Annotated in this window: 10 protein-coding genes; 2 read left to right on the forward strand and 8 right to left on the reverse strand. The window is 42.4% G+C overall.

The features are described from left to right. The first annotated feature begins 185 nt into the window (after positions 1–185). Positions 186–3,206, forward strand: coding sequence for an Eco57I restriction-modification methylase domain-containing protein (locus Q9G97_RS02335; RefSeq protein WP_305899573.1), 3,021 nt, complete (start codon positions 186–188; stop codon positions 3,204–3,206). A 134-nt stretch (positions 3,207–3,340) separates the two neighbouring features. Here Q9G97_RS02335 and Q9G97_RS02340 read toward each other — a convergent pair whose 3' ends face one another. The 3 genes from Q9G97_RS02340 to Q9G97_RS02350 form a co-directional block, all read right to left on the reverse strand. Next, the gene (locus Q9G97_RS02340) at positions 3,341–3,922 is read right to left on the reverse strand and encodes a tetratricopeptide repeat protein (RefSeq protein WP_201571633.1); all 582 of its coding nucleotides are present in this window, start codon (positions 3,920–3,922) and stop codon (positions 3,341–3,343) included. Positions 3,923–4,274: 352 nt separating this feature from the next. Beyond that, the gene (gene metW, locus Q9G97_RS02345) at positions 4,275–4,883 is read right to left on the reverse strand and encodes a methionine biosynthesis protein MetW (RefSeq protein ID WP_201571635.1); all 609 of its coding nucleotides are present in this window, start codon (positions 4,881–4,883) and stop codon (positions 4,275–4,277) included. Next, on the reverse strand, positions 4,880–6,229 hold the full coding sequence (locus Q9G97_RS02350; RefSeq protein ID WP_305900252.1) for a homoserine O-acetyltransferase: 1,350 nt from the start codon (positions 6,227–6,229) through the stop codon (positions 4,880–4,882). Before Q9G97_RS02350 ends, metW begins: the two co-directional genes overlap by 4 nt. A gap of 681 nt (positions 6,230–6,910) precedes the next feature. Between Q9G97_RS02350 and hemH the strand changes: the two genes are divergently transcribed. Continuing rightward, the gene (gene hemH, locus Q9G97_RS02355; protein WP_305899574.1) at positions 6,911–7,930 is read left to right on the forward strand and encodes a ferrochelatase; all 1,020 of its coding nucleotides are present in this window, start codon (positions 6,911–6,913) and stop codon (positions 7,928–7,930) included. A 110-nt stretch (positions 7,931–8,040) separates the two neighbouring features. Here the strand turns inward: hemH and Q9G97_RS02360 are convergent, their stop codons facing one another. From Q9G97_RS02360 to Q9G97_RS02380, 5 genes are all read right to left on the reverse strand, one after another. Further along, positions 8,041–8,382 (reverse strand): hypothetical protein, encoded by a 342-nt coding sequence (locus tag Q9G97_RS02360; protein ID WP_201571639.1) that lies wholly within the window; start codon positions 8,380–8,382, stop codon positions 8,041–8,043. 245 nt (positions 8,383–8,627) lie between these two features. After that, a complete protein-coding gene (locus Q9G97_RS02365) occupies positions 8,628–9,416 on the reverse strand; it encodes an SDR family NAD(P)-dependent oxidoreductase (protein WP_305899575.1) in 789 nt (262 codons plus the stop codon). A gap of 101 nt (positions 9,417–9,517) precedes the next feature. Then, positions 9,518–9,973 carry a hypothetical protein gene (locus Q9G97_RS02370; protein ID WP_305899576.1) on the reverse strand — a complete coding sequence of 152 codons (456 nt, stop codon included), beginning with the start codon at positions 9,971–9,973 and terminating at the stop codon, positions 9,518–9,520. Between the two features lie 282 nt (positions 9,974–10,255). Further along, positions 10,256–13,156 carry a DNA polymerase I gene (gene polA, locus Q9G97_RS02375; protein WP_371747922.1) on the reverse strand — a complete coding sequence of 967 codons (2,901 nt, stop codon included), beginning with the start codon at positions 13,154–13,156 and terminating at the stop codon, positions 10,256–10,258. 451 nt (positions 13,157–13,607) lie between these two features. Then, a complete protein-coding gene (locus tag Q9G97_RS02380) occupies positions 13,608–14,021 on the reverse strand; it encodes an Ohr family peroxiredoxin (protein ID WP_201571671.1) in 414 nt (137 codons plus the stop codon). Positions 14,022–14,221: the final 200 nt, after the last annotated feature.

Consider the following 14,221-nt stretch of genomic DNA (forward strand, 5'->3'; position numbering starts at 1 on the left):
AAATTTTGGCTGGATTTTGGGAGGTTATTGATATTTGTTCTACAAGTTATTAAGCAATCATTAATGGCCATCTCTTCCCTGTTAGCGCTCGATTATAGTAAACTCATGCAGGCTAGTTTTATTCTCTCTTGCACGACACTCTTGTTTCACTTTGCGGTTTACCGAATTTACTTTAAGGCGCTCGTATGTCTCTGTTTCAGTCAGTAGTAGTCAATAGATATGTCAAAGAACTAGATGCTCAGCTACTGAGTAAAGCATGGCAAAGTTACGCTGATTGCTTTTTGGATCCGATCAAGCAAGACAATATTCGCTTAAGTAAAGAGGAGCAATATCAAGAAGGCTTTTTGCGTGATCTGTTCGTTGATGTCTTTGACTATACGCTCAATCCTAATCCTAATTATGACCTGACCACTGAGTTTAAAAATCAAACCAGTAGTAAAAAGGCCGATGGGGCGATACTCAAAGATGGCGATGCTATCGGAGTCATTGAGCTAAAAGGCATGAATACTACCGATATGGGAAAAATCGAGGCGCAAGCGTTTGGTTATAAGAATAACCAGCCAAAATGTCGTTATGTCATTACGTCTAACTTCCAAAAGCTACGGCTGTATATCGATAATGCCGTTGAGTATGAAGAGTTTGATCTATTTGCGATGACGCAAGATAGGTTTGCGCTATTGTATTTACTATTACGTCAGACCAGCATGATAGCGGATTTGCCAGCTAAGATTAAGTCGGAGTCGATATCACAAGAGGAGGCGATCACCAAGCAGCTGTACAAGGATTACTCAGTATTCAAGCGTGAGCTATTCGCTGACTTAACCGCTAATAATGCTGATATCGATGCATTACTATTATTTCAAAAGTCACAAAAGCTACTGGATAGATTGCTATTTATTTTCTTCGCTGAGGACAGTCATCTACTCCCTGCTAACTTTGCCAAAGGTATGATTAATGAGTGGCAGCAGCTCAAAGCGCTAAAAATGACAGTGCCTTTGTACGATAGGGTCAAAGCCTATTTTGGCTATTTGGATCAAGGGCATAAAGACGAGCATAGCGAGATATTTGCCTATAATGGTGGGCTATTCCGTCCTGATACGTTGCTCGATAGCATGGTGATTAGTGATGAGCTACTACGCACTCATATTCTCATTTTGTCTGAATACGACTTTGCCAGTGAGGTTGATGTCAATATTTTAGGCCATATCTTTGAGAATTCACTATCGGAGCTGGATGAGGTCAAGGCGCAGCTGGCAGGCGAGGTGGTCGATAAGTCGCAGACTAAGCGCAAAAAAGATGGGGTGTTTTATACGCCCAAATACATCACCAAATATATTGTCGAAAACACGATTGGTAAGTTATGTGCAGATAAAAAGTCTGAGTTGGCTATTATTGATGAGGATTTTATTAAGCCCAAAAAGCTGACTGGTAAAGCTAAAGAGACGCTGCAATCTCAAGACTCAGCTCTTGAGAGCTATCGCAACTGGCTATTACAAATTACGGTGTGTGATCCTGCCTGCGGCAGTGGGGCGTTCTTAAATGAGGCGCTGAATTTCTTAATCGCTGAGCACAGTTATATCGATGAGCTACACGCCAAGCTGTACGGCGATAGTATGATATTTCCTGATATCGAAAACAGTATTCTTGAGAATAATCTATTTGGCGTTGATATTAATGAGGAGAGCGTTGAGATTGCCAAGCTGTCATTATGGCTACGTACCGCGCAGCCTAGACGTAAGCTCAATAATCTAAATGATAATATCCAATGTGGCAATTCACTGATTGATGATATAGAGGTCGCAGGAGATAAAGCATTCAATTGGCAAACGGCCTTCCCACAAGTCTTTGCTAAAGGTGGATTTGATGTCGTTATTGGTAATCCGCCTTATGTACGACCAAGATTTCAATCAGAGAAAGAAATTATGTGGCTTTTAGATAGATTCAAAGGTGCTGAAAATCAGTTTGATTTGTATCATTTGTTTATTGAAAAAGCTGAGGAAATAAGAAACTCAAAAGGTACTGTTTCATTCATTCTACCAAATGCATTTTTAGCTAATAAAAATTCTATGATGTTAAGAAAGTTTTTATTAGATAATGTCCATTTTAGTAAAATTATTGAATGCGGCGATTCAGTGTTTAGCGATGCGTCTGTTGATGTCTTGATTTACATATCCGATACTGAAAAAGAGGTCAGTCAGTTTTATCGACTTGCCAATCGTGAAATAGTTTTTAAAAACTTTTTTGATCAAAACTCTTTTTATGAAAATGAAGGCTATAATTTTACGGTAACCCTTTCGCCAGAACAGTTAAGTATCTTCCAAAAGGTTCGTGATAACTCAGATGAATTAAATGGTTTCGTTGATGTGATGGGCGGAATCAAAGAGTATCAGGTTGGAAAGGGCAAGCCACCCCAAAATATTTCAATGAAGGAAGATAGAGTTTTTAACTCTGATATGAAGAAAGACGATACTTTCGTAAAAGAAGTACGAGGTAAGCATGTTTTTCCATTTATTTTAAAATGGGAAAATGAATATGTCTCATACGGCTCATGGTTGGCAGAACCTAGAAATCCTAAGTTTTTTACAGGGCCTAGAATATTTATAAGACAAATTCCAGGGAAAGAAAATTTATATTGTGCGTATACAGAAGATGATTATATTGTCGATCAATCGGCTTATATTATTAAACCAAAATCGGATGATTTAGAAAACTTTCGTTCTTTAGAGTGTATTCTGAACTCTAAATTAATTTTTTGGTACTATAGAAATCAGAATAACGAGTTTGATACTTTGTTCCCTAAGATTAAATCTGGAGAAATCAAAGTATTGCCAATACCTAGTGTAACTTTAGACAAGAATCTAGCTGAAAAAGCCGATCTTATGTTATCGCTAAATGAGCAGTTGCAAACGCTAACCAGTAAATTTATTCGTACTCTGCAGCGTAAATTTGAGATAGATAAGCTAAGTAAAAAGTTAGAAAACTGGTATGAGCTAACTTATGCAGAATTTATCAAAGAGCTGGCAAAAAAGAAAATAAAAATGGGCTTGAGTGATGAGGCCGAATGGGAAGAGTACTTTTTAGCCGAACATAGCAAAGCCCAACAGCTCATGCTACAGATAGAAACTACCGATAGTGAGATAGACCAAATGGTCTATAAACTATACGAGTTAACTGACGATGAGATTGCCATTATCGAAGCCAGTTAATTTGCTTTTATGTTGTTCACAAAGTCAAACTCACCCTACAAAAGCTAATCAACTGTTAAAACCCCACAAACAAAAAATCCAGCGCAAAGGCTGGATTTTTTATGCTCTAAACTATTAAAGACTTGCTTAGCTATTTATTTACTTTGAAACCAAGTATCGGCTTTGCTGCGAGCACTAGCGATATCTGAGCTTGAAAGGTTCAAAGCTAATTGACCGATTTTGCCACGGGCTTTAGTACGTACCTTCTCATCAAGCATTCCATCACGAGCCGCTAAATCATACCATTTATAGGCATCAACTAAATTCTTTTGCTTCTCATCGAGTAAGGCTAGCGTATAGCTGGCACGGTTATCGCCACGCATAGCGGCTTTTTCTAACCATACTTTGGCTTGTTGTAGATTAGGCTGTACCCCTTCACCGCGTAGATACATAATCGCTAGATTAAGCTGAGCAGGAGCAACGCCTTGTTCGGCCGCGCGCGTATACCATTGAATCGCTTGCTGGGTGTTTTGTGCTATGCCTTCACCTTTTTGTAGACGCTTGGCTAAATAAAACTGCGCATGATCGTTACCTTGTGCGGCACGAGCAGAGAGATCGGCCATGCTCATCAGCTCAAAACGTGAAGTATCAAGCGGTACGTTTGAGATTAGTTCAGCATTAGCAAGACCTGCACAAGAGAATAGAGCAGTGAACAAGGCGGCTTTTAATAGTTTCATAGCGGCTCCGAAAGTGAGTCATAAATTAAAATCAGAAAAAAATAAAGCTATACCATAAATAGATATGGTGATAACTGATTACTCTTTATAATTTGGACTTATCATTTTATGAGTGGACTAGTAGTAGTCGCTAAAAAACGAACTAGTCGTAAAAAAATAAGTAGCAGTCAATATGAGGTTGTTGACAATAATTAACTAGCTTAACACCCAAAGTTACCAAACTCAAATACTAATTATGTACATCAAGCTCGTTTTAGAGTATTAGTACTCAATAAAATCAATTGGTTACAAAATATCAAGGCTATGGCCATAAAATAGACAAGGTGTTTCGCCCTACAAACAAAATTTTATATCAGCGTTTAGTGACTCTATAGATAGCCACATCGGCAAGTAAGTTTGGCGCTTGACGAATAAGTGCACTCATAAGTGGCGAATGGCCTTTATCCGAATCACTGACTGCAAAGCGGTTGATAATATGAATATCATGCTGAGCACATAGCTGCTCAAAGTCCTTAAAAGTACAAAGATGAATGTTAGGGGTGTCATACCACTCATAGGGCAGCGCCTCTGAGACAGGCATCATGCCCTTGAGTCCCAAATGAATACGGTTTTGCCAATGAGCAAAGTTAGGAAAGGTGATAATGGCTTCGCGCCCAACCCGTAGCATATCAAGTAGCAGGGTATCAGGCGCTTTGACCGCTTGTAGGGCTCGTGCCATAACCACGGTATCAAAGCTATTGTCAGCGAAGCGTGCTAAGCCGTCATTAAGATCTTGCTCAACGATAGATAGGCCTTTGGCGATCGCTTCGTTGATTTTTTCTTCGTCAATCTCAAGACCATAACCGCTAACGCTCAGCTTATGTTGTAAGTGTGCGAGTAGCTCGCCATTACCGCAGCCCAAGTCTAATACATGCGAGCGCGGTGCAATCCAGCGCTCAGCTAATTGATGATCCATTCTCATGTACGCGCTCCTATAGTGGCTGTATTTTGCGCATCGTATTCATTGCTATTAGCATCAGTGTTAGACGGTGTCGTAATAAAAGGCGCTGTCAAAAATCCTTTAACAGCATCCATATAGCGCGGAATATCAAAAAGGAATGAATCGTGACCGTGTGGCGCGTCGATATCGACATAACTGACGGGTTTACCTGTCGCCATCAGCGCATTGACGATCTCCTGCGAGCGCTCAGGAGCAAAGCGCCAATCACTAGTGAACGACACAACGAGATACTGGCATTGGGTATGGGCAAGGGCAACTTTTAGATCATCGTGCTCATGCTGATGTTCTTGATAAACGTCAGCGCTATCGAGCGTGTCCTCTTCTATAGTCGTTTTCAGCGACGGCTCTGCTACTGGCGCTGTGGCTCTTCTGACCCGTCCACGAGTCGGGTCAAAATAATCGAGCGCTTTGGTCATCAATAGGTAGGTATTGGCATCGAAGTTTTCGCTAAAGCGCTCGCCTTGATAACGCAGATAGCTCTCTACCTGAAACTCGACATCGTAGCCGTAAGTGAATTTGCCCGCTTTGAGGTCACGACCGAATTTAGCTTTCATCGCGTCTTCAGTCAGATAAGTGATATGTCCGACCATGCGCGCCAAGATAAGTCCGCGCCGCGGGTAAGTACCCGCTTGTAGATAGTGGCCGTCTTTAAAGTCAGGGTCTGAGAGTATCGACTGGCGAGCGACCTCATTAAAGCCGATATTCTGTGCCGATAGCTTAGGCGTACTAGCAATCACCACGCAGCGCTTGAGACGTTCAGGATAGTCGACAGACCACTGTAGCGCTTGCATGCCACCCATAGATCCGCCAACGATGGCATGCCAGCAGTCGATTTGCAAGCGATCCGAGAGCATCGCTTGGGTCTTGACCCAGTCCTTTATGGTGATCAGTGGGAAGTCGGGGCCATAGACCTGAGCGTTATTCTTATTATTATTGACGTCATTGTTATTAGCGTTATCACCATGAATACTGTCAGGGTTGATCGAAGTTGGACCCGTTGAGCCAAAGCAACTACCGATATTATTGACACATAGCACAAAAAACTTGTCAGTATCGATAGCTTTGCCAGGGCCAATCATATTGTCCCACCAGCCGCTTTTTTTATCATCAGGGCTATGCACCCCTGCCGCATGATGATTGCTAGATAGGGCATGACAAATCAAAACTGCGTTGGACTTATCCTCATTGAGGACGCCATAGGTTTCATAGACCAAGTCAAAATAAGGCAAGGTGCGATTGCACTCTAAGGTGAGTGGCTCAGCGAAGTGTAGGGTCTGCGGAGTCACTATACCGACTGAGCCTTGCATACCTGCAAAAAACTCAGGATAGTCAGTAGAGCGATCATTGGGCTTGGACTCATTAACAAGATTAGGACGGGCTATCAAAGCTACCTCGCAGACGACAGTTAATAGTGATGTGGTGCTATTTGATAATATGGCAGTGCGGCAATGCAATTGCGATCAAAAGAGCAAGTATAGCTATTGTAGGGCGATGCGGTTATGAGTACAACCATGCTAGCGGCTGATTCTCAAAGATTAGACCGCTATTGCGTATCGAATTGTATAGTCGCTATTATTTGGCGTTTATCCGTGCCATAAAATGCTAAACTATCCGCTATGACTTGCAGCTATTTTACCATGCTATGGGGAATACCTTTTTGCTATTATTGTCGGGTCTGTTTTACTCTTATATTCTATAGGGTCTATTGAACATTCAACCGTGGCACTGACAGAGACTATTTTTTAGGCGATTCTAGATTAAAAATATCTAGTTTAGTTATTCTAAGCGGATCTTTTTAATGACGAATCGGCAAAAAAGAGTCCTGTCTCTACGAGCTGATGCTAAAACTGCTCTATTCGTTGTAAAAATCTAGCCAAGGCATCTGCATTACCTGCGATTTTCATTTAGACTAGACCAATTTTAGCTATCAGCAGTGCTCATTTGTGAATGTTCAACAGACCCTTTAACTCATTACAAGATATACCGCTATGAAACCTGAACTACCCCCGCGTATTGCTGTGTTATTGATCAATCTAGGGACGCCTGATGAGCCGACTGCTCCTGCGGTTAGACGCTACTTAAAGCAGTTTTTGTCAGACCCTAGAGTCATCGAAATTCCTAAGTTTTTGTGGGCGATTATCCTAAACTTATTTGTATTGCCGAGCCGACCAAAGCGCGTGGCCGAAGCTTATGCCAGTATTTGGGATGGGGACTCACCGATGCGTAATATTTTGAATACGCAAGTAGAGAAGCTTGAATCGCGTTTGGTCGATACTGTCGCTCCTTTTCGAGTGACTACTCATGCAGCGATGAGCTATGGTAATCCAGGCTTACCTGATGTTATGGATAAATTGCGTCTTGAGGGTGTCGATCATTTTGTGATGTTGCCCGTATTTCCGCAGTATTCAGCGACCTCAACAGGTGCGGTCTACGATGCGATCACCAAATGGTCACTCAAACAGCGTAACTTGCCCAATATTACTATAGTCAAAGACTACTTTGCCCATCCGCTTTATATCAAAGCTTTAGCCGATAGCATTCGTCGCTTTCAAGCTGAGCATGGTAAGCCTGAAAAGTTGATGTTTAGCTTCCATGGTATTCCGCAGCCGTATATGGATAAAGGCGATCCTTATCCGCGCCGTTGCAAATGTACTGCCGCGCAGGTTGCTCATGAGCTAGGACTCTCTGATGATGAATGGATTATCAGTTTCCAATCACGCTTTGGTAAGCAAGAATGGGTCAAGCCTTATACTGATGTCGTGCTAGATGAATGGGCGAAGTCAGGAGTGAAGTCGGTACAGATTCTTAGCCCAGCATTCTCAGCCGATTGTCTTGAGACTCTAGAAGAATTAGCGATTGAGAACCGTGAGAACTTTTTAGAGGCGGGCGGTGAGGAGTATCATTACATTCCTGCCCTTAACTTCGATGAGGCGCATATCGATCTATTAGAGGCGATGAGTGCGCCCCTAGTGAAAGGCTGGGCGGGCACGCTGGACGGTTGGGTATAACGGCTTTAGTTAAATTATAAAAAGTAATAGGTCATAAATCACAAAAAGCACGCTCAATAAAGTTGGGCGTGCTTTTTATTTAAAATAACGGCTTTAAGTTAAAAACTTATCTATAGATCATTATCATTATTGCTATGTTCAGCGGCTTCTCTATCGGCGATATCGACAATATCAGGATAGTCGCTATCATCTAGATTATCTTGTACCAAGACATTGTCGATAGTCGATTCGTCTATATTTTGACGGTGCATTGGTGTGAGACCTTGAGTAGCGCCGCTGCCTGCTTGTGAGTTGTCAAACCCTGCGCTGTTATCAATCACCTCGTCATCATTGATAGTGTGCAGCATGTCATTGTCTAGATCGACCAGCTGATCATCGCGATCCATATCGGTGCTCTTGTGACTAGCAATTTCATTCATCTCATCAGGTAGTGGCTGTTTTGAATTATCCATAATTTATTCCTTAGTTCTTATTTGATATTAGTAATTATCCGTTTACTAGTGTGCAAGGATATGCCGCTCACCGCTAGTAGTAAGCTGTGAAAAGATGTGCAAAAAATGTAAGGCAGCTATTATTTTTAATGACAAATTTAACGATGCTTTTAAGAAGTAAACCTAAAAAGCAAAACGGCTACCAATATTTGATAGCCGTTTTGTTTGTTCAAGATTATAATCATTAATAGTATCTGCTAGATAATCTACTTAGTACCGATTCTACTATTTACAAAGCGCATGATTGGATCGGGTGCTACTTGTGAGGCCTTTTGCAATACTTTCGCTGGCAAGCCAATAGGGTAGTGAGTAGCAGTCAGTTTACGGTTAGGGCAAGTGCTTAGCTTAGCGAGCTTTTTGGCGACATCATCAACGGTTAGATTGATGCCTAAACGGTCAATACTAGTGACGGTGATGTCTTTGGTCATATCAGACTTGACCCATAACGGCATGACATCGATAACCTTAACGCCCATCTCGCTATATTCGATGTTTAGCCCTTCGGTCAGACCACGTACAAAGAACTTACTGGCCGCATAAGGCGCAACTTCTGACTGCCCATAAATAGCAGAAGCAGAAGATAGATTAATGATTTTACCTTCTTTACTCTCTGCTAAATGCGGCGCTAGCTTATGACAGCCGATCAACACGCCTTTACAGTTAATATCGATTAATGATAGTTGCTTGTCCAAATCAGTCGTCGGCAATACGCCACTGACCAGTACGCCAGCATTATTAATAAGCGTATCGATACCACCGAAGTTATCGGTCATTTGCTCAATCGCTTTATCCCAATCTTCAGGCTTAGTCACATCTAGATTACCTGTGATAATACGCTGTTTTTTATTGGCTTTTTTAAAGGCTTTGTCGGTAACGACGCGTTTTAGCTCAGCAGTATCGATATCGAATAGACCGACGCTATGCCCTTTGGCAGCTAGACGTTTGGCAGTTGCTAGACCGATACCGCGTGATGCACCTGTGATTAGAATGTTCATAGTAGTTTACTCAATAGTAATTAATAAAAAGTTAGTTGTCTTCAACCATTACTTTAGTATAGCAAACTGCCACTGAATATAACTAAGCAAACGACTAGCTATCATTGATTTGCCACCTCAAAGCGCAGTTTACTCGTTGATTGTCCTTCAAAGCCAGCTAATTTGAGGTGCCACAAATAAACTAGAGCAATACTGTAGATAATCAACTCAGACAGCTCCTCAACTATCATGCCAAAAGTAGTAGGGAAGACAATGGCATGCTCTCCCATATATTGAAACAGTGCTAATACGGCTACTGCTATATATAAGGCTACAGCGGTGTGCTTCAATAGTGCCCAGCAATAACGCCATGAATAAATTAACAGGCCAATAGTAATGATATAAATAATAGTAAGGACTAAGTCTTCCCACCAGTCGTAAACATATCCTAATAAGGAAAAGTCTGGCGCAATAAGTAAGTCGGGTAGATAGTTCAATTCACGCCGAATAACAGTAAAGAACACCAATACTGAGGCAAGCCAAAAATGATGGCCGCGTTTGATACTGCTCTTTACCATATATTGCGCACAACGTAGCAAACAGGCTAGTAAGATAAAGATGCTAATAATTTCAACGATGCCACTTTCAATAAAGATAGTTAGCTCCTAAAGTATGAGAAATAAAGCTATAAAACAAAAAAGTGAACCCGAAGGCTCACTTTAAAGGTCAAAATATCCTATGCAAAAAGGATGTTTTGATAATGATATATTATAGTACTAGATTTAATCGTTGGCTAGCATGGAAACTTGTAGATTGAACGATTTTTTCTACTGACGCGTCTATTTTTAATACGACTGTTTTTAATGCGCCTCATCCCAATTAGCACCACTATCGGTCTCAACCAATAACGGCACGACAAAGTCTACCTCCCAGCCCATATCTTTTGCGGTCTCTGACAATACATTCTGCATCGCGTCTTTGATCAACTGACTGATCTCAGCCACTTTGTCGCTATCAACTTCGAACACTAGCTCATCATGGACTTGCAGTAGCATTTTGGCTTGCTCTTTAGGCAATACTTTATCCACCGCCACCATCGCCAGCTTGATTAGATCAGCCGCTGAGCCTTGCAGTGGTGCGTTGATAGCCGCGCGTTCAGCGCCTCGGCGTACCATCTGATTGCTATGAGTGATATCAGGGGTGTAGAGTTTGCGGCCTAATATGGTCTCAATATAGCCACGCTCATGAGCGCTGGCGCGAGTATCTATCATGTATTGCTTGACGCTAGGATAGCGCTCAAAATACATATCGATATAGTCTTGTGCCTCACCGCGACTCATCTGTAACTGCTTAGCCAGTCCAAAAGCGCTCATACCGTAGAGCAGACCAAAGTTAATGGCTTTTGCATTACGGCGCTCGGTTGCACTGACCTCAGTTACCGCTTTGCCTAATACTTCAGCAGCGGTTGCGCTATGAATATCTAGTCCTTCATTAAAGGCACGGGTTAAGTTGGCATCCCCTGAAAAATGCGCCATCAGTCGTAGCTCAATTTGTGAATAATCCGCTGCTAATAGCACACGGCCTTCTGGCGCGATAAAAGCTTGACGAATCAGACGACCTGTCGCCGTACGGATAGGGATATTTTGTAAGTTAGGATCAGTGGATGACAAGCGACCTGTACTCGTTAAGGCTTGATGATAGCTAGTATGTACGCGATCCGTTTCACTATCGGCAACCGCATCTAGCGCATCGGTATAGGTGCTCTTAAGCTTAGATAAGCTACGATACTCCAGCACGATATCAACCAGCGGATGATCAACCTTTGATAATACGGCTTCACCTGTTGAGTACTGCCCCGATTTAGTCTTTTTGCCACCAGGGACACCGAGCTTATCAAATAACATCTCGCCTAATTGTTTGGGCGAACCGAGATTAAATTCTTCGCCAGCGACTTCATAAGCTTGCGCTTCAAGTGCAATAATCTCTTCATCAAAACGCTTGGATAGCTCGTTTAAGAAGGGGCGCTTAATTAAAATGCCGTGCGCCTCCATCTGGCAGAGGATTTGGGCGACTGGAATCTCTAACTCGTGTAGCAATTTAATGTTATTAGCGTCATCAATGAGCTTTTCATTAAAGACGTCAAATAGCTGATAAGTAATATCGGCATCCTCACAAGCGTAGTCGCTGGCGATATCAATGGCGACTTGATCGAAGGTCACTTGTTTCGCGCCTTTGCCAGCGACGTCTTCATAGCTGATGGTTTGGGTTTGCAGATAGTGCCGCGCTAGATCATCCATACCGTGGCGGGTAATAGCTGCATTGATGACATAGCTGGCGAGCATAGTATCCATCGCCCAGTTGTTTTTTGAATGCTCGGCATTGCTATGAATGCTACCAATCAGATCAATATCATAATGACTTAAGATATGCGCGTCATACTTTAGATGTTGACCGATCTTGCCGATATCGGCATTTTCCAAAATCGGCTTTAATCGCGCAAGTACCGTATCACGATCCAGCTGCTTAGCTATTAATTCATCACCTTCTAAGCTATGGGTCAACGGGATATAATAAGCTTCGTGTGCTTGTAGGGCAAAAGATAAGCCGACGATTTCAGCTTGACGCCAATAGATGCTCGTAGTCTCAGTGTCGATGACGAAATGCGTCGCGGCCGCTAATTGTGCCACTAAGCTATCAAAAGCTGGCATGTCCAATACGGTGTGCCAAGCTTTATCTTGAGATTTGCTACTTTTAATATTTTCAATCTTAGTCGATTGCATCGCTTTGGCGATTTGCGCTTGCGATTCAGTGCTGGCTTGGCTATTGGCAACACTACCCGCACCATTATTGGCGGGGTGGTTGGGATGATCTAACGAGGCCAGCTCGTTTTTGAACTCAAGCTCAGTGTACAAAGCGCGTAATTCGTCGATATGAGCGCTCGGGTCGGTATTGATACGCAGGTCTTCCCAGTCCTGCCCAATATCCAAGTCCGTCACGATAGTTGCCAGCTGCGCGTTAAGTGGAATCTCATCCGCGTGTTCGATTAAGCCTTTTGCACCGCGCCCTTTTATATAGCCGATGTTTTTGAGCATGTTATCGATATCGCCATACTCATTGAGCAAGTCTTTAGCGGTCTTTTTACCGATACCAGGCACGCCTTTGATACCATCAGAGGAGTCACCCATCAGGGTTAGATAGTCGATCATTTGCTTAGGTTCGATACCCAGCTTATCTATCACCCCTTGAGTATCGGTGATCTTACCGGTAAAGCTATCTTCGAGTATCACCGCGTCATTGACCAGCTGCATCATGTCTTTATCACCTGTCGAGATGACAACGTGATGGCCCTCGAACACCGCGCGATGGGCGAGAGTACCGATAATATCATCGGCCTCAGCGCCTTCAATACGGAGTAGCGGAATACCTAAAGCCGTCACTAAGCGATGAATAAAAGGGATCTGCTGCACCAGCTCGATATCCATCGGCGGACGCGCTGCCTTATAATCTGTCGATAATTGATGACGAAAAGTAGGAGACTTAGTATCAAAAGTCACGGCCATATGAGTCGGGTGATAGCGGCGCATCAGCTTTAGCAAAGCGTTTAGAGTACCGCGAATAGCATTGGTATGCTGGCCTTGAGTGGTAGTCATTTCAGGCAGCGCGTGAAAGGTACGAAATAGATAATAAGAGCCGTCGACTAAGATAAATGGCGGCTTGTCTTTATCCACTTGACTGGTATCCATAGTCGCCACATTGGGCATCGTCGCAAAGCTTGGCAAAGTATTCGGATCAACAGGTGAGTGTGAGTTATGGTCACTGTCTTTAATAGGGTCACTCATAAAAGGTCACTTATAGTTTAGGCAAAAATCTGGTTTATGTAAGAGCAATATGGGCAAAAATTACTTCTATTATAACGATAAAATAAGTGCTTGCCGAACGGCTTGTGCGTTACGATGTGTACGCGTCGTTAATTCGATATGATAGTCAATACTAAACAAGATTTTCATAGTTAGAGCGTGAGACTGATATAGTTTTTACTTGCTTGCTGTGCCTGCGCAGCTCGATGCTACGCAAAATTTATACCAGTCTCACTATATAGTTTATATTGAATAGACTAGCTAAAGGATACAGACATAAAAAAAGAACCCAGTGCTGACTGGATTCTCATAATTATAATAGCAATTGTGACACTATAATTGTAGAACTGTCTTGTTACTTGACCTCAGAAGTCACTTCGATGTCGATATTGCCTTTAGTGGCTTTTGAATAAGGACAGACATCGTTAGCTTTTTCGACTAGCTTTTGGAAGTCATCGCTCGAGATATCAGTACTGTCGGCAGTCACATGGATTTTTACTGCTAGTTTGTACTCATGATCGCCGCCTTGCATCAAGTCAACGGTAGTCTCTGTGGTCGAACCAAAACTTGCGCTTTCCATCTTTTTGACCACACCTAAGGCACTGTCAAAACAAGCGGCATAACCCATCGCTAATAATTGCTCGGGATTGTTACCCTCTACATTACCGCCTGGAGGTGCCATTTTTACTGTTAAATCACTGTCGCTTAGTGAAGCATTACCTGTACGACCGCCAGTAACGGTAGCTTTGGTTGAATATAATGATTTCATAAAATGTCCTTTTTTGGATGAACGTAAATATATTAATGAATGAATAATTAAATGACTCAGTCAGCATAACAAATCTTGGTGCTGACTTTATATAAGCGGAGTAAATCTATGCTAGTGATTTGTAAGTGTCGCATTGGCTTTGAATCAATTAGGACGGAAGATATCATAAGTACAAGCTGTCTATATAAACCTTAGACCTA

Origin of the sequence: Psychrobacter sp. M13 (assembly GCF_030718935.1) — a bacterium.
GTDB classification, from domain to species: domain Bacteria; phylum Pseudomonadota; class Gammaproteobacteria; order Pseudomonadales; family Moraxellaceae; genus Psychrobacter; species Psychrobacter immobilis_G.

Bases quoted from the DNA above. Each gene is read 5' to 3' on its own strand.
- Q9G97_RS02380 (WP_201571671.1), bottom strand. From the start codon at position 14,021: ATGAAATCATTATATTCAACCAAAGCTACCGTTACTGGCGGTCGTACA.
- Q9G97_RS02370 (WP_305899576.1), bottom strand. From the start codon at position 9,973: ATGGTAAAGAGCAGTATCAAACGCGGCCATCATTTTTGGCTTGCCTCA.
- Q9G97_RS02340 (WP_201571633.1), bottom strand. From the start codon at position 3,922: ATGAAACTATTAAAAGCCGCCTTGTTCACTGCTCTATTCTCTTGTGCA.
- Q9G97_RS02335 (WP_305899573.1), top strand. From the start codon at position 186: ATGTCTCTGTTTCAGTCAGTAGTAGTCAATAGATATGTCAAAGAACTA.
- Q9G97_RS02350 (WP_305900252.1), bottom strand. From the start codon at position 6,229: ATGCAAGGCTCAGTCGGTATAGTGACTCCGCAGACCCTACACTTCGCT.
- Q9G97_RS02360 (WP_201571639.1), bottom strand. From the start codon at position 8,382: ATGGATAATTCAAAACAGCCACTACCTGATGAGATGAATGAAATTGCT.
- Q9G97_RS02365 (WP_305899575.1), bottom strand. From the start codon at position 9,416: ATGAACATTCTAATCACAGGTGCATCACGCGGTATCGGTCTAGCAACT.
- hemH (WP_305899574.1), top strand. From the start codon at position 6,911: ATGAAACCTGAACTACCCCCGCGTATTGCTGTGTTATTGATCAATCTA.
- metW (WP_201571635.1), bottom strand. From the start codon at position 4,883: ATGAGAATGGATCATCAATTAGCTGAGCGCTGGATTGCACCGCGCTCG.
- polA (WP_371747922.1), bottom strand. From the start codon at position 13,156: ATGCCCAATGTGGCGACTATGGATACCAGTCAAGTGGATAAAGACAAG.